Source organism: Nocardia sp. NBC_00416, assembly GCF_036032445.1.
GTDB lineage: Bacteria > Actinomycetota > Actinomycetes > Mycobacteriales > Mycobacteriaceae > Nocardia.
On sequence record NZ_CP107932.1, the window covers coordinates 3,152,135 to 3,167,731 of the forward strand.

General features: G+C 69.4%; 17 protein-coding genes. 8 read left to right on the forward strand and 9 right to left on the reverse strand.

Annotated features, from left to right (window positions below; genetic code table 11):
• Positions 1–215: 215 nt before the first annotated feature.
• Complete coding sequence (locus OG804_RS13125) at positions 216–893, forward strand: SIMPL domain-containing protein (protein ID WP_328397289.1); 678 nt, start codon at positions 216–218, stop codon at positions 891–893.
• A 25-nt stretch (positions 894–918) separates the two neighbouring features.
• Here the strand turns inward: OG804_RS13125 and OG804_RS13130 are convergent, their stop codons facing one another.
• Together OG804_RS13130 and OG804_RS13135 are read right to left on the reverse strand one after the other, a co-directional pair.
• The gene (locus tag OG804_RS13130; protein ID WP_328397291.1) at positions 919–2,313 is read right to left on the reverse strand and encodes a class I SAM-dependent RNA methyltransferase; all 1,395 of its coding nucleotides are present in this window, start codon (positions 2,311–2,313) and stop codon (positions 919–921) included.
• A gap of 7 nt (positions 2,314–2,320) precedes the next feature.
• Positions 2,321–4,312, reverse strand: coding sequence for an APC family permease (locus OG804_RS13135; RefSeq protein ID WP_328397293.1), 1,992 nt, complete (start codon positions 4,310–4,312; stop codon positions 2,321–2,323).
• Between the two features lie 186 nt (positions 4,313–4,498).
• Here OG804_RS13135 and OG804_RS13140 point away from each other — a divergent pair, with 186 nt between their 5' ends.
• Both OG804_RS13140 and OG804_RS13145 read left to right on the forward strand, forming a co-directional pair.
• Complete coding sequence (locus OG804_RS13140; RefSeq protein ID WP_328397295.1) at positions 4,499–5,164, forward strand: potassium channel family protein; 666 nt, start codon at positions 4,499–4,501, stop codon at positions 5,162–5,164.
• Between the two features lie 2 nt (positions 5,165–5,166).
• Positions 5,167–5,886: a potassium channel family protein gene (locus tag OG804_RS13145; protein WP_328397297.1), complete on the forward strand. Its 720-nt coding sequence runs from the start codon at positions 5,167–5,169 to the stop codon at positions 5,884–5,886.
• 39 nt (positions 5,887–5,925) lie between these two features.
• Here the strand turns inward: OG804_RS13145 and shbA are convergent, their stop codons facing one another.
• The 3 genes from shbA to OG804_RS13160 all read right to left on the reverse strand — a co-directional run bounded on the left by shbA (position 5,926) and on the right by OG804_RS13160 (position 7,818).
• Positions 5,926–6,564 carry an RNA polymerase sigma factor ShbA gene (gene shbA / locus OG804_RS13150; RefSeq protein ID WP_328397299.1) on the reverse strand — a complete coding sequence of 213 codons (639 nt, stop codon included), beginning with the start codon at positions 6,562–6,564 and terminating at the stop codon, positions 5,926–5,928.
• 120 nt (positions 6,565–6,684) lie between these two features.
• Positions 6,685–7,410, reverse strand: coding sequence for a DUF3159 domain-containing protein (locus OG804_RS13155; protein ID WP_328397301.1), 726 nt, complete (start codon positions 7,408–7,410; stop codon positions 6,685–6,687).
• Between the two features lie 3 nt (positions 7,411–7,413).
• Positions 7,414–7,818 carry an OB-fold nucleic acid binding domain-containing protein gene (locus OG804_RS13160; protein ID WP_328397303.1) on the reverse strand — a complete coding sequence of 135 codons (405 nt, stop codon included), beginning with the start codon at positions 7,816–7,818 and terminating at the stop codon, positions 7,414–7,416.
• 158 nt (positions 7,819–7,976) lie between these two features.
• Here OG804_RS13160 and OG804_RS13165 point away from each other — a divergent pair, with 158 nt between their 5' ends.
• A complete protein-coding gene (locus OG804_RS13165) occupies positions 7,977–8,639 on the forward strand; it encodes an alpha/beta fold hydrolase (protein WP_328398366.1) in 663 nt (220 codons plus the stop codon).
• Between the two features lie 51 nt (positions 8,640–8,690).
• Here OG804_RS13165 and OG804_RS13170 read toward each other — a convergent pair whose 3' ends face one another.
• Both OG804_RS13170 and dut read right to left on the reverse strand, forming a co-directional pair.
• Positions 8,691–9,632 carry a DUF3710 domain-containing protein gene (locus tag OG804_RS13170; protein WP_328397305.1) on the reverse strand — a complete coding sequence of 314 codons (942 nt, stop codon included), beginning with the start codon at positions 9,630–9,632 and terminating at the stop codon, positions 8,691–8,693.
• Between the two features lies 1 nt (position 9,633).
• Positions 9,634–10,128: a dUTP diphosphatase gene (gene dut, locus OG804_RS13175; RefSeq protein ID WP_328397307.1), complete on the reverse strand. Its 495-nt coding sequence runs from the start codon at positions 10,126–10,128 to the stop codon at positions 9,634–9,636.
• Positions 10,129–10,180: 52 nt separating this feature from the next.
• Here dut and OG804_RS13180 point away from each other — a divergent pair, with 52 nt between their 5' ends.
• Complete coding sequence (locus OG804_RS13180) at positions 10,181–10,696, forward strand: DUF3093 domain-containing protein (RefSeq protein WP_328397309.1); 516 nt, start codon at positions 10,181–10,183, stop codon at positions 10,694–10,696.
• Between the two features lie 13 nt (positions 10,697–10,709).
• Here the strand turns inward: OG804_RS13180 and OG804_RS13185 are convergent, their stop codons facing one another.
• On the reverse strand, positions 10,710–11,012 hold the full coding sequence (locus tag OG804_RS13185; RefSeq protein ID WP_328397311.1) for a DUF4193 domain-containing protein: 303 nt from the start codon (positions 11,010–11,012) through the stop codon (positions 10,710–10,712).
• 391 nt (positions 11,013–11,403) lie between these two features.
• Here OG804_RS13185 and cei point away from each other — a divergent pair, with 391 nt between their 5' ends.
• The gene (cei, locus tag OG804_RS13190) at positions 11,404–12,084 is read left to right on the forward strand and encodes an envelope integrity protein Cei (RefSeq protein ID WP_328397313.1); all 681 of its coding nucleotides are present in this window, start codon (positions 11,404–11,406) and stop codon (positions 12,082–12,084) included.
• Between the two features lie 24 nt (positions 12,085–12,108).
• On the opposite strand, the gene OG804_RS13195 is transcribed toward cei, so the two are convergent.
• Complete coding sequence (locus tag OG804_RS13195) at positions 12,109–13,020, reverse strand: inositol monophosphatase family protein (protein WP_328397315.1); 912 nt, start codon at positions 13,018–13,020, stop codon at positions 12,109–12,111.
• Positions 13,021–13,231: 211 nt separating this feature from the next.
• Between OG804_RS13195 and ppgK the strand changes: the two genes are divergently transcribed.
• Positions 13,232–13,990, forward strand: coding sequence for a polyphosphate--glucose phosphotransferase (gene ppgK, locus OG804_RS13200; protein ID WP_328397317.1), 759 nt, complete (start codon positions 13,232–13,234; stop codon positions 13,988–13,990).
• Between the two features lie 167 nt (positions 13,991–14,157).
• Positions 14,158–15,543 carry an RNA polymerase sigma factor gene (locus tag OG804_RS13205; protein ID WP_328397319.1) on the forward strand — a complete coding sequence of 462 codons (1,386 nt, stop codon included), beginning with the start codon at positions 14,158–14,160 and terminating at the stop codon, positions 15,541–15,543.
• The last annotated feature ends 54 nt before the right edge of the window (positions 15,544–15,597 follow it).

The window sequence follows — 15,597 nt, forward strand, 5'->3', positions numbered from 1 at the left end:
GGATAGCGCAGTTGATCCGACCAGTCTAGGAGCCGCGGCCGACTGCACCACCCGGGCGGCGAGCCGTGCACACCGCCGCACCGGGCCGGATCCGCGGTCCGGCGTATCGGTCCAGCCTAAGGTGAACGGCGGGTGCCGCGCGAACCGCGTTCCGTGCCGGGCCCCGGAAAAGCGGCGAACCGACCAACGCCGGACCCCAATTGAGAGGAGACCGGATGAGCCAGCCGCAGGCCGGCACGGTGACCGTATTCGGGTACGGCACGGTGCGCGCCACTCCCGATCTGCTGGTGCTGTCGATCGGAATCGAGAGCCGCGCGAGCACGGTGGGTCTCGCCTACGACCGAGCCGGCCGAGGAGTGACCGCGGTGACCGCGGCGCTGCGGGCCGACGGCGTACCCGATTCCGACATCACCACCGGCATACTCTCGGTGCGCTCGGATACGACCTGGCAGGACGGCAGCTCGCGGGTCACCGGATATATCGCCACCAGCACCCTCGGTGTCACCCTCGTCCACCGCGGGCCCGGGGGCTCGGGCGAGGCGCGCGTGACACCGTCGGAGATCGTCGCGCACGCCGTCGCCGCGGGCGGCGATGATGCGCGGCTGGGTGGTCTGCACCACACTTTCGCCGACCGGGAAAGGCTGCTGACCCGTGCCCGGGACGCCGCGTGGGACAACGCCCTGGACAAGGCGCGACAGTACGCGCGCCGGGCCGCTCGGGAACTGGGTCCGGTGCTCGAGATCACCGAGCACACCGCCGCGCCGCCACCGGCTGGACCCGCGGCGCCCGGCGGGGTCCGGCTGGTTGCCGCGGCCGGACCGGCGCCGATCCCGGTGGAACCGGGCGAGACCGAACTCGCCGCGACAGTGCGCGCCACCTGGCAGTTGGGATAACCCGGCCCGCCGGGTCGATTCCTCCTCAGCGCTCCAGTAGCGCAACACATTCCACGTGATGGGTGGCCGGAAAGGCGTCGAAGGCGCGCAGCGCGGTAAGGCCGTAGCCGCCGTCGAGGTACAGGCGCAGATCGCGGGCGAAGGACGCCGGATCGCAGCCGATGTGCACGATGCGGTCCGGCGCGGCCGCGGTCACCGCGCCGACGACGGGTTTACCGGCTCCCGCGCGCGGCGGATCCAGCACCACGACCTGCGGCCGGGTTTCCCGCGGACCGGTCACCCACTGCTCGACCCGGCCACCGCGCAGATCCAGCCAGGGCAGGTCGCTCAGCGCGGCGCGCCCCTCGGCGACGGCGGTGCGCGAGGATTCGAGCGCCAGGACACGTCCGGTGGACCCGGTCTGTTCGGCCAGCCGGGCGGCGAACACGCCGGTGCCGCTGTACAGATCCCATGCCGTCGCGCCGGTCTCCACAGCGGCCCATTCGGCCACCAGATCGGAGTAGCACTGTGCGGCACCGCGGTGTGCCTGCCAGAATCCGGCCGCGGAAACCTCCCAGCGACGCCCCGCGACCTCTTGCAGGGCCCGCCCGGTTCCCTCGACCACCCATTCGTCGCGATCGGAGTGCGCGGCGGCCCGCCGGGCCAGTGCACGGCGGCGCTGCGCTCCCGCCGTATCGGGCTCCGCGCCGACGAAATTCGCGCCGGGTTCGTCCGGTTCCCGGCGGCCGCGCGGACCGGCGCTCCGCCGGACCGGTTTTCCACCGGGGCCGCGCCGGCCGCCGCGACCGGTGTCCCGGCGTTGTTCGGTCTCGGCCGGTGGGGCGACTTCCACGATGTGCCGGGCCCCGGCGTCGTCCACCGCGACCACCAGTTCCGCGCCGGGAGTCCAGCGGTGTCCTCGGATGCCCTCCAGGGCGCCGGAGACCGGCTGTGGGCAGCGGAGATCGGTCAGTACGCCGGTACTGCGATAGCGGTGCACACCGGCGCGACCTTCGCTGTCGACGGCCAACCGGATCCGGGTGCGCCAGCCGCCGGTCCGATCGCCGTAGCCCGTCACGGGTTCGACCTCGACCGCGCGGTCGATGCCGGTGATCCGCTGCAGCTGCTCGGCCACCACGGCGGCTTTCAACCGCCGCTGGGCGGCCGGGGTGGCGAAGGAGAAATCACAGCAACCCGCGCCGCCGGGACCCGATACCGGACAGGTCGCCGGTACCCGGTCCGGCGAGGCCTCGACGATCTCCACCGCGTCGGCCCGGCAGAACGCGCCGCCGCGATCCTCGGTGACCCGCGCCTGTACCAGTTCGCCGGGCAGACCGTGCCGGACGAACACCACCCGGCCCTCGTAGCGGGCCACACAGAACCCGCCGTGCCCCGGCTGTCCCAGCCGGAGGGACAGCAGCCGATCACGCCAGGAGCTCATGCAAACCTCACCCATTGTCGCCGTACCCGCGACGGACCGCCCCGGGCGCCGCCGTATGTTCGCCCTCGGACCGGGCCCGGGCCGAGGAACTCAGCTGCCACGGCACGCTGGTCACCATCACACCGGGTTCGAACAGCAACCGGCCCTTCAATCGCAGCGCGCTCTGGTTGTGCAGGAGCTGCTCCCACCAGTGCCCGACCACGTATTCCGGGATGAAGACCGTCACCACGTCGCGGGGGGCGTCCTTGCGCACCCGCTTGACATAGTCGAGCACCGGCTTGGTGATCTCCCGGTACGGCGATTCCACGACCTTCAGCGGAACGGGGATATCACTGTTCTCCCAGTCCCGCACCAGCGCGCGGGTGTCGTCCTCGTCGACATTGACGGTGATCGCCTCCAAGGTGTCGGGCCGCCCGGCCCGCGCGTAGGACAGCGCCCGGCGGGTCGGCAGGTGCAGGCGCGATACCAGGACGATGGAATGGGAGCGGCTCGGCAGGACGCCGTCCCATTCGTATTCGTCCAGCTCCCTGGCCACCGAGTTGTAGTGGTGGTGGATCATCTTCATGATCACGAAGATCACCGCCATGGTCACAATGGCGATCCAGGCTCCGGCGAAGAACTTCGTGACCAGCACGATCACCAGCACCGCGCCGGTGGCCACCAGACCGAGCGCGTTGATCGCCCGCGAGCGCACCATGCGCCGTCGTTCGGCGGGATCGGTTTCCCGGCGCAACAGCCGGGTCCAGTGCCGCAGCATGCCGGTCTGGCTGAGCGTGAACGAGACGAACACGCCGATGATGTAGAGCTGGATGAGTCGCGTCACTTCCGCGTCGAACGCCACGACGAACGCGATCGCGCCCACGGCCAGGAACAGGATGCCGTTGCTGAAGGCGAGCCGGTCACCGCGGGTGTGCAACTGTCGCGGCAGAAACCGGGCCTGCGCAAGGACCGAGCCGAGCACCGGGAACCCGTTGAACGCGGTGTTGGCGGCGAGCACCAGGATCACCGAGGTGACGACCGCCACGAAGTAGAAGCCGGGGGTGAATCCACTGAACACGGCATGGGCGATCTGTGCGATCAGCGTTTTCTGGTGGTATCCCTCGGGGGCGCCGACGAGCTGTTCCGGATGTTCGGCGAACACCACATGCGCCTGCCGGGCGAGCACGATCATGCCGAGCAGCAAGGTGATGGCGATGGCCCCGAGCATCAGCAGCGTGGTCGCGGCGTTGCGCGATTTGGGTTTGCGGAAGGCCGGAACCCCGTTGCTGATCGCCTCGACACCGGTGAGCGCCGCACAGCCCGAGGAGAAGGCGCGGGCCAGCAGGAAGATCAGTGCCAGCCCCGCCAGATGCTGCTCCTCGGCGCGCAGTTCGAAGGAGGCCGATTCGGCGCGCACCTCGTCGTCCAGCACGAAGATCCGGATCAGACCCCACGCGAGCATCGCGAACATCCCGAACAGGAAGGCATACGACAGCAGCGCGAACAGCCGCCCGGACTCCCGCACCCCGCGCAGGTTCATCGCGGTGATCAGCGCGATCGCGGCCACCGCGAACAGCACTTTGTGCGTGGCGATGAACGGAATCGCCGAACCGATCGTGGAGGCGGCCGAGGAGATCGAGACCGCGACGGTCAGCACATAGTCGACGAGCAACGCGCTGCCCACCGTCAAACCGGCCGTGGCGCCGAGGTTGGTGGTGACCACCTCGAAGTCGCCGCCGCCGGACGGATAGGCGTGCACATTCTGGCGATAGCTGGTGACCACGATGATCAGCACGACCGCCACGGCCAGGCCGAGCCATGGGGCATAGGAGTAACCGGCCAGCCCCGATACCGACAGCACAAGGAAGATCTCCTCGGGCGCGTAGGCGACCGAGGACATCGCGTCCGAGGCGAACACCGGCAGCGCGATTCTTTTCGGCAGCAAGGTGTGGCCCAGGGAGTCACTACGGAATGGCCGCCCCAATACCAAGCGCTTGGTGGCGGTCGTCAACTTCGACACCGGACGGAGCATAAGCCCCCGGGGCCCGGGGCGCTGCGAGGCGTCACCGGAACCCGGGGTTTGATCGGCTCTGCCGGGGGGAACGTGGCTGAGGGCGGATACCAGCGGGTACGGTTCGATTTCGCGGCAGCTACACGGCCGTTCCACTTGCTGGAAGGCACAACCGAGTCAGGAGCGAGGTTCACGGTGTACGTGGTGATCATGGGATGCGGCCGGGTGGGGGCATCGCTGGCCCGCGCCCTGGTCCGGATAGGTCACGAAGTCGCCGTGATCGACCGCAACCGGGACGCGTTCCGGCGGTTGGGCGCCGAGTTCCCCGGCGAGCAAGTGGTGGGTGTCGGATTCGACCGCGACGTCCTGCGCCGGGCGGGAATCGAACGGGCCGGAGCTTTCGCGGCGGTCTCCTCCGGCGACAACTCCAACATCATCTCCGCCCGGGTGGCGCGGGAGATGTTCGGTATCGAACGGGTGGTCGCGCGGATCTACGACGCCAAACGCGCCGCCGTCTACGAGCGGCTCGGCATCCCGACCATCGCGACCGTGCCCTGGACGACGGATCGGTTCCTGCACACCCTGATCGGCGACGCGGGCACCACGACCTGGCGTGACCCCACCGGGACCGTGGCCGTCGCCCAGCTGATCCTGCACGAGGACTGGTACGGGCGCACGGTCAGCGAACTGGAGGACGCCACCGGCGCACGGGTCGCCTTCATCATCCGGTTCGGCCAGGGCATCCTGCCGGACGCCAAAACCGTCGTGCAGGCCGACGACATCGTGTACGTGGCCGCCACCTCCGGCTCCGCCGGCGAGGCCGTCGCGATGGCCGCGAAACCTCCAGCGAACAAGGACTGATCATGAAAGTGGCCATTGCCGGAGCCGGGGCCGTCGGTCGCTCCATCGCCCGGGAACTGCTACGCGCGGGACACAGCGTCATGCTGCTGGAACGACAGCTCGACCATATCGACCGGGATTCGGTGCCCGAGGCCGTCTGGGTGCACGCCGACGCCTGCGAACTGCAGCTGCTGGAGGACGCCGGGCTGGAGGGCTACGAGGTGGTCATCGCCGCGACCGGCGACGACAAAGCCAATCTGGTGCACAGCCTGCTGGCGAAAACCGAATTCGGGGTGCGCCGGGTGGTCGCGCGGGTCAACGATCCGCGCAACGAATGGCTCTTCGACGATTCGTGGGGAGTCGACGTCGCGGTCTCGACACCGCGGCTGCTGGCCTCCCTCGTCGAGGAGGCGGTCTCGGTGGGCGATCTGGTCCGGCTGATGACGCTGCGCCAGGGGCAGGCGAACCTGGTCGAACTCACCCTGCCACCGGATACGACGCTGGCCGGAAAACCGGTCCGCAATCTGACCCTGCCGCGCGACTCCGCCCTGGTCACCATTCTGCGTGGTGGACGGGTCATCGTGCCGCAGCCCGACGACCCGTTCGAGGGAGACGACGAACTGTTGTTCGTGGTCTCGGCCGATGCCGAGGAGGAACTCCGGTCGGTGCTGGCGCCGCACGGCATCGACCCGCCCAGCGGCCACGGCACCGGCCTGACGCCCGCGCAGGACGCCGAATACTGACCCACCGACAGCATTCGGCTGTGTCCTCGGCAGGCGCCTTCAGGCGGCGATCGGCTGCGCGGCCCGCGCCCGCAGCTTGTTCAACGCCCGGTACTGCATGACCCGGACGACTCCGGGACTGGTGCCGATCGCCGCGGCCGTCTCGGCGGCGCTCCACCCGAGCACGATCCGCATCACCAGGACGTCCCGGTGCACCGGGTTGAGCTGCTGTATCAGCTCTCGGGCCAGTGCGCCGCGTTCGGCGGCCAGCGCCCACTCCTCCGGACCCGCCGCCGTGGACGCCAGGTCGGGCATCTCGGCCATCGGATAGGCGGGATGGACCTGGGCGCCGCGGAACGCGTCGGACACCTTGTTGGCCGCGATTCCGTACACGAAGGCGAGGAAGGACTTCCCTTGATCCCGGTAGCGCGGTATCGCGTGCACCGTGGCCATCAGCACTTCCTGCGCCACATCGTCGGCGGTGACATGCAGATGGGCGGCGTTCCCGAGCCGGATCCGGCAGTAGCGCTGAACCAGGGGCTGCACCAGGCGCAGGATATCGGCCACGGCGGCACGGTCACCCGCCGCGGCGGGGCCGACCAGGGTGTCCAGTTCGGCGGAGACCAGGCGGCTCTGGGAACGCACAGGATTGTCGCGACCCCGTTCGGGACGCGTGATCGGATGTTGCTCGGTAAGCATTCGCCAGTCCTCTCGGCAGATCGTCTTCTGTAGACGATCGTCCGATGAACCGCGGCTGTGAGATAGACACCAAAGGGTGGGTTGTCCTCCACCCTTCGGATGACGCGGGCCCGCGAAGACTCAGGCGGGGCCGGCGGAATGCCGCGCGGAAGACGCCGGCAGATGCCCGGCCCGCCGCACCGCCCAAACCGTCACCACCAGTGCGACAGCGGTGAGCGGCCAGCCCATCCCGATTCGCGCGGTGGCGAGCCAGCCGGTGCTGTCCGCCGCGTAGAGATGGTGTTGCACCAGGTATCGGGCGCCGAAGACGAGCACCCAGGCGACGGTCGCGACATCGTAGAGCCGCACCACCCGGGGATCGCCGCGCCAGTCGCCGCCGTGACCGTTCAGGACACCCCACACCACACCGACCAACGGCCGGCGCACCAGGATCGAAATGAGGAACGCAGCGCCGTAGATCAGGCTGGTGTAGATCCCGAACAGGAAGAACCCTTTGGCCTCGCCCACCCGCCAGGCGATCAGGGCGCAGATCCCCACACCGATGAAACCGGAGACCGCGGGCTGGATCGGCTCACGCCGCACCAGCCGCCAGACCAGGATCGCGGCCGCCACCCCGAGCGCGGACCAGATCGCCGCGGTGAGCCCCAGCAGGGTGTTCACCGGCACGAAGACCAGCACCGGCAGGGTCGAGTAGATCAGGCCGCCGAAGCCGCCCAGCTGTTCCAGCAGCGTCTGCTGGGCCGGTTCGTCGGGCGCGTCGTCCGGGGGGATCTCCGTGGGCACCGGTTCCTGCGCGGTCACTGCCCGCGGCAGCTTGGTGGTGGCGTACTCGTCGCTCGATGACATACGTCAGCTGTTTCCGCGCAATTCGTAGTAGGGGTTGTAGATCACCTTGCGGCCTTCGCGTTCACCGATCCGGCCGCGCACCATGATGCGCCGCCCCGATTCGATACCGGGAATGCGGCGCCGCCCGATCCACACCAGCGTAATGGCGTCGGTGCCGTCGAAGAACTCCGCCTGCATGCTCGCACCCGAGGACTGGGGACACGAATCGACGCTGCGCAAACGGCCCAGCATCGTCGCCTCCTCACCGCGCCGGCACTCCGAGACCCGGCAGGCGCCCGAAGCGTCCGCCGTCTCCGCCAGCTCCTCGGCGTCGACCTGATCGAGATCCTCGGTCAATCTGCGGCCGAGCCTGCGAAAATATCCGGTAGCGGACTTGGCGCCCGCTTTTCTTCCTGCCGCGGAAGACATCGCCTGCTCTCCTGTGCGCGAATGACATGGGTCGCACGTCATCCGAATTTCCTGCTACGGCCCGGCTGTGGCCGTACCCGCCACTGTAGATGGGTCCGGGCAGCACCGCTACGCTCGGTCCGGTGTTCGACTCCCCACGTCCGGCTGTCGTCGTCGCCCTGCCCGGAACGGGTTCCGACGCACACTTCGCCCGCCGCGCGTTCGGCCCCGCATGCGCCGCCGCCGGACTCGATTTCGTCGCCGTGGATCCCGATCCGAGCGCGGTCATCGACAGCTACCGGGCCGCCCTGAACAGCGCCGCGGATCGCGGGCCGGTGCTGGCGGCCGGGATCTCGCTCGGGGCGGCGGTCGCGGTCGAGTGGGCGGCCACCCGGGACACCGCGGAGGTCAGCGGGGTCGTCGCGGCGCTGCCCGCCTGGACGGGCCCCGATACCGCGCACTGCCCGGCCACCCTCAGCGCTGCGGTCACCGCGGCCCAGCTGCGGGCCGAGGGCCTCGAACCGGTGATCTCCCGGATGCGGGCCGGCAGCCCCGGCTGGCTCGCCGACGCGCTGACCCGCTCGTGGCGGGGGCAGTGGCCCGGGCTGCCGGGCGCGCTGGAGGAAGCCGCGCAGTACAAGTGGCCGGAGGCGGCCCTGCTGGACGATCTGAGCGTTCCGCTCGCCGTGATCGCGGCCGCCGACGATCCGGTGCATCCGGTCGCCGTCGGCCGTGAATGGGCACGCCGCGCGCCGCGGTCGGCGCTCACCGAGATCACGCTGGACGAACTGGGCGCCGACCCGGCCATCGTGGGACGGCTCGCATTGCGATACCTCGACTGACGACGGTGGTCCTGTTCCCACCGCGGTGGGAACAGGACCACTCGGGTCTCGTCAGCCCCGACCGAGCTGTTGCATCGCCGACCCTTCCGCGCCGCGACGCGGCTGCTGCGGCTGCTGAGGCGGCAGCACCGCGGGCGTCGGCGACGGCCGGGCGGCGGGCGGCGGGGTCGCGACCTGCTGCTGGGTCTGCTGTTGCTGCTGCTGATGCGCCGCGGTGAGCTGTTCGGCGAGTTGCTGGGGCAGGACCACCGGCAGGGGTTCGCGGACCGGCAGCGCATCGGTGCCGCGCCGGATGATCGTCTCGCTCAGCACTGTGCGCGCCGCCACGACCAGGGGACCACCGGCCGCGGCCGACCCCGACGGACCCGCCGCCACCAGCCGGATCATCCAGCGATAACCGTCCACACCGATGAAACGCAGATCGGCGCTGTCGGTGAGGGCCACCAGTTCCCGGCCCCACGGTCCCTTCTCCACCGAGACCCGGGCCCCGTCCTTGCGCAGGGATTCGGCGAGATCGGCGGCGACCGTACGCCACTGTCCGGTGGATTTCGGCGCCGCGTAGGCGGCGACGGTGATCCGGCCGTGTTCGGTCGCCAGATGGACCGCTTGGGGGGCGCCCTGTGGGGTCATCTCCACCTGCAGTTGGCCGCCCGGCGGCACCGGCAGGATCACCGAGCCGAGATCGAGCCGGGTGTCGGTGAAGTTCTCCAGCACCTCGGCGACATCGTCGTAGTCGTAGGGGCCGCGCCGCTGCGGTTCTGTGTCGGGATCATCGATCGCCGCGTCATAGGCGTCGCTGTAGGCGGCGCCGCCGTACCCGTCGTCGTAGCTGTCGTCGTAGTCGTCCTGATAGGACTCCTCGTAGTCGGCGCGGTGATAGCCGCCGTCCTCGTAGTCCTCGTATTCGCCGGTTTCGTACTCACCCGTGCCGTACTCGCCGGTGTCCTGCCCGTCATCGGATCTGCGTCCGCCCGATTTCCGTCGTCCGAACATGTCAGGCCTCCTTGCCGGGTGCGGTGTCCGCGCTGCCCCGCGTCAAACTCGCGTGTCCCCCGCTGGATCCGTGACCGCCCGCGCCGCGCGCGGACTCGTCGAGCCGGTCCACCGCCACGAAATCGACCAGTTCCACACGTTGCACCAGCAATTGGGCGATCCGGTCGCCGCGGCGCAGTTCGATGGGCGTGCGCGGATCATGGTTGATCAGGCACACCTTGATCTCGCCCCGATACCCGGCATCGATCGTCCCCGGGGTGTTCACCACGGATAGACCGGCTTTGGCCGCCAGACCGGAGCGCGGATGGATCAGGCCCACGGTGCCCACCGGTAGGGCGATGGCGATACCGGTGCCGACCAGTACCCGTTCCCCCGGCTCCAGGACGATGTCCTCGGCAGTGCACAGATCCACGCCCGCATCGCCGTCGTGGGCGCGCGTCGGCATCGGGATCCCCGGGTCCAACCGGAGCAGAGGTATCGGTGAGAGTGCGTTCACGTCCGACCAGCCTACGCGCAGGCACGGCGCGAGTGTCGCTTAGTGTTGAGTCGTGTCCGACCAGCCCCGACCCACCGAAACCGAGCACCGCGCGCGACCGGAATCCGGTGCCCATCACGAACGCCTCTGGGTGCCGCTGTGGTGGTGGCCGGTGGGCTTCGCGCTCGCCGGTCTGCTCGCCGCGGAGATCCACATGGGAGCCCCCGGCCTGCGCGCCTGGCTGCCCTATGTGCTGCTGTTCCCGATCCCCGTATGGGTACTGCTGTGGATGAGCCGGCACCGGCTCGAGGTCACGGCCGACACCACCGGCACACCCGAACTGCGGGTGGGCCGGGCTCATCTGCCGGTGTCGTTCGTCGCTCGTGCCACCGTGGTGCCCAAGAGCGCCAAGAGCGCGGCGCTGGGCCGCCAGCTGGATCCGGCGGCCTATGTCCAGCACCGCCCGTGGATCGGCACCATGGTCCTGCTGGTGCTCGACGATCCCGATGACCCGACGCCCTACTGGTTGGTCAGTACGCGCCGGCCCGCGGAGGTCCTGGCCGCGCTCGGGATCCCGAGCGCGGAATGACCTCACGGGCCGCTCAGGCCGCGCAATCCCTGCAGATGAGCTGACCGCCGCTGTCGCTCGCGAGCCGGCTGCGGTGATGTACCAGGAAACAGCTCGAGCAGGTGAACTCGTCGGCCTGTTTCGGGATCACCCGAACCGTCAGCACTTCCTCGGACAGGTCCGCGCCGGGGAGTTCGAACGACTCCGCGGTATCGGATTCGTCGACATCCACGACGGCGGACTGGGCCTCGTTGCGACGAGCCTTCAGCTCCTCGAGCGAATCCTCCGACACATCGTCGGACTCGGTACGCCTCGGTGCGTCATAGTCGGTTGCCATGTCGTCTTCCCCTCGTCCTTACTCCGTATATCCGGATCGGCGCACGCCGTCTGCTCGACCGCGCCCGCCGCCCCGCCGGTGGTGCACTTCACACCCGCACCGGTCCTCTATCAGCGCGAATCCGATGGACCCAACTCCGATAGCGTCCGGACAACGCATGAGTTGCCCTGCTTGTTCCCGTGACCGATCGCCGATTTACTCATGGATATTTCGGTCTGGGCGGCCAGACAATAGCGGACGGTTCGGAAAATGTCGCAATCGAAACCCAGCCGTGTCGAAACCGCTGGCCAATCGATACGCGCCGCCCGACGTGCCGCGAGCGGCCCGGTGACGCGCTCGGAGCGGCCTGGGTAATGCGCGGCGCGCCGGTACGGGTACGTACAGTATCGACGTGGTTTCACTGATCACCGAAGGCAGTCCCACGGATGCCCGAGGCCGTCCCTACCCGCGCCGACGGATGCGGCCCTGGCTGATCCTTGTCGTCGTGCTCGTTGTCGTCTGCGCAGGCTTGTGGATCAAGGCGCTGACCACCAACGACCACGACTACACCCCGATGGCGTGCAATTCGCCGAGCCCGGCCACCGACCCGAAGGCCGGGCCCCAGCCGCTGCCGGGTCAGCGGGTCGGCGCGAGCCTGTTCGAGGATGTGGAGCCGGCCCCGATGGCCGGCACGAAAGTCCGAGTCCTGAACGCCAACGGGCAGCGCGGACAGGCCGCCCATGTGGCGGCCCAGCTCGGCGATCTGGGTTTCGGCAGCGCACCCGGCGATCCTTTCGGTAACGATCCGATATATGCCAACGGTGATCTCGAATGCACCGGGCAGATCCGGTTCGGCGAAAGCGGCCGTCCGGTCGCGGCGGCGGTGCAACTCGCCGTACCGTGCGCCGAGCTCGTCGAGGACAAACGCGATGATGCCTCGGTCGACCTCGTGCTGGGCGCACTGTTCGGCGGCGACCTGCAGCCGAACAACGATGCCGAGGAAGTGCTGCGCTCGCTGAAGAACCCGGTGAGCGGCGAGAGCCCGGCGATCGATCCCGATATGCTCGAAGCCGCCCGCACCGCCCGCTGCTGACCGCCGGCCCCCGGCGCCGGGCGGTCAGGATTCCGGAATGGACTCCGAGATCCCGAGCCGGTCGAGTAGCGCCAAGAGCTCGTCCCCGATCCCGGGGGCCGCGGCCACCACCAGCGCACCCTCCGCGCCGGTGGTCGGCAACGGCGGCAGCCGCAGCACCGCGCCGGCCTCGGCCGCGATCAGTGCCCCGGCCGCCCAGTCCCACGGGTTCAGGCCGTGTTCGTAGTGCGCGTCCACCCGACCCTCCGCGACCATGCACAGATCCAGCGCCGCCGCGCCTATCCGGCGGATATCGCGGACGTGGGGCAGCAGGTCGGCCACACAGGCCGCCTGCCGGGTCCGGCGCGGCACGCCGTAGGCGAACCCCGTGGCGACCAGCGCCAGCCGGGCCGACCGCACCGGGTTGCAGCGCAGCGGTGTATCCGAGCCGTCCGGCCCGATCCGCAACGCCCCCAGGCCGGTGGCTGCCGTGTACACCGTCGACGCGGCGACATCGGCCACCGCACCCGCGACCGGTCGGCCGCCGCGGACCGCGGCCACCGACACCGCGTAGGCCGGTATGCCGTAGAGGAAGTTCACGGTTCCGTCGATCGGGTCCACGACCCACACCACATCGTCCGCGCCGGCCCCGGCGAGATCGCCGCCGCCTTCTTCGCCCAGAATGCGGTCGCCGGGACGCAGCCGGGCGAGTTCGTCGCGGATCAACTGCTCGGACTCGGTATCGACGACGGTCACCGGGTCGGTCGGGGTGCTCTTGGTGCGGACCGCGGCCTCGACGGGACCGGCGGGACCGAATACCTCCGGACGCCTGGCCCGCACATGCGCGGCGGCGACACCGGCCAGATGGGTCGCGATGCGGCGCAGCACGGTCGCGTCGGCGGGGGTGGGTTCGGTGGCAGCGGTGAGAGACCAAATCGATTCCGGCACGTCCTCCATCGCAGCACAGATCCTGCGGCTCGGGCGTCCGGGTCCGCGCATTACTCTTGTCGTGCACACCACATCGGTGGAGCGCCGACCCGGAGGAGACGGCGCGACGCGTGTGGCCGGTACGGCGTCGTCCGGATACTTCGCACGCGGACCGGCTCTACACGAAAACCGGTGCGGGGCAAGACGACATCAGCCAGCACAGGGAACGAGGGAAGCCCGCATGTCCGGTCGACGGCACGCGTTCGGTATCGATATCGGCGGTAGCGGCGTCAAGGGCGCCGCGGTCGATCTGGACACCGGAGAGCTCGTGCACGAACGCATCAAGATCGCGACCCCGCAGCCGTCCACTCCCGGCGCGGTCGCCGCCGCGGCGGCGGAGTTGATCGAGACCGCCGGCTGGAGCGGTCCGGTCGGGGTCACCCTGCCGTGCGTGGTCCTCGACGGCGTCGCGCATACCGCCGCCAATGTCGACAAGTCATGGATCGGCACCGACGCGCGGGGACTGTTCGCCACGGCGCTCGGCGGTCGCGAGGTGACCGTGCTGAACGACGCCGATGCCGCGGGCCTGGCCGAGGACCGGTTCGGCGCGGCCCGCGATATCCACGGCCTGGTGCTCCTGCTGACCTTCGGCACCGGGATCGGGTCGGCGCTGCTCAACAACGGCACGCTGGTCCCGAACACCGAACTCGGTCATCTGGAGATCGGCGGGATGGAGACCGAGCACCGGGCGGCCGCGTCGGTCAAGGAAAGGGAGGATCTCACCTATCCCGAATGGGCGGCCCGGGTCAGCACGGTGCTCAGCGGCCTGGAGGATCTCTTCTGGCCGACGGTGTTCGTGGCCGGCGGCGGTATCAGCCGCGATGCCGACCAGTGGATTCCGCTGCTCACCAACCGCACTCGCGTGGTCCCCGCGAACTTGAAGAACACAGCGGGTATCGTCGGCGCGGCCATGGCCGTCGACGCGGGGATCACCCCCTGAAGTTCTGCACGGCAAGGCCAGGGCACACTGGTCGGATCGTTACAATGGAAGCACCCGGCGGTGAGCCGGACCCCCGACCGGCGTTTTAGCCGGTAAACCCGACAGACCGCTCCGCCGGAATACTACTCTGGCGTGACGCCGCACGAGACCGTCACGAAAGGGCGTACGTGGTAGCCACGAATACCCGTCAGACAGCCGAACCGGCCGACGCCGAGGCCACGGAAGTTCCCGCGGCACGCCCGGCGCGTAAAGCCGTGGCCAAGAAGGCCCCGGCGAAAAAGGCCGCCGCCAAAAAGGCTCCGGCCAAAAAGGCCGCTGCCGCCAAGAAGGGAGCCGCCAAGAAGGCCCCCGCCAAAAAGGCGGGAAGCGCGGGCGCCCCCGGCGCGGGCGAGGAGCAGCTCGACGACGATGCGCTGGATGTGGCCGATCTCGGAGACCTGGAAGTCTCCGAGGACGATCTCACCGAGGAAGGCGAGGATCTGGTAGCCGAAGTCGCCGAAGAACCCGAGGGTGAAGCGCCCGCGGACGGCACCTCCGAACCCACCGCCGCGGATAAGGCCTCCGGCGATTTCGTCTGGGACGAGGAAGAGTCCGAGGCGCTGCGCCAGGCCCGCAAGGACGCCGAGCTCACCGCCTCCGCGGATTCGGTGCGCGCCTACCTCAAGCAGATCGGCAAAGTCGCGCTGCTCAATGCCGAGGAGGAGGTCGAACTCGCCAAACGGATCGAGGCCGGCCTCTACGCGGCGGAGAAGATGCGCGAGTTCACCGAGGCCGGCGAGAAGCTCCCCGTGGCCACCCGCCGCGATTTCAACTGGATCATCCGCGACGGCAACCGCGCCAAGAATCATCTGCTCGAGGCGAACCTTCGCCTGGTGGTCTCCTTGGCCAAGCGCTACACCGGCCGCGGGATGGCGTTCCTGGATCTCATCCAGGAAGGCAACCTGGGCCTGATCCGCGCGGTGGAGAAGTTCGACTACACCAAGGGCTACAAGTTCTCCACCTATGCCACCTGGTGGATCCGGCAGGCCATCACCCGGGCCATGGCCGACCAGGCCCGCACCATCCGTATCCCGGTGCACATGGTGGAGGTCATCAACAAGCTCGGCCGTATCCAGCGCGAGCTGCTCCAGGATCTGGGCCGCGAGCCCACCCCGGAGGAACTGGCCAAGGAAATGGACATCACCCCGGAGAAGGTGCTGGAGATCCAGCAGTACGCCCGGGAACCCATTTCGCTGGATCAGACCATCGGCGACGAGGGCGACAGCCAGCTCGGTGATTTCATCGAGGATTCCGAGGCCGTGGTCGCGGTGGACGCGGTCAGTTTCACGCTGCTGCAGGATCAACTGCAGTCCGTGCTGGAGACCCTGTCCGAACGCGAGGCGGGTGTGGTGCGGCTGCGATTCGGCCTCACCGACGGCCAACCGCGCACTTTGGACGAGATCGGCCAGGTCTACGGGGTCACCCGGGAGCGGATCCGGCAGATCGAGTCCAAGACGATGAGCAAACTCCGCCATCCGAGCCGTTCGCAGGTCCTGCGCGACTACCTGGACTAGTTCGGCGGCGCCACGCGCGACGGCCCCTGAACACCGCGGGAACCCGAGGTTCCG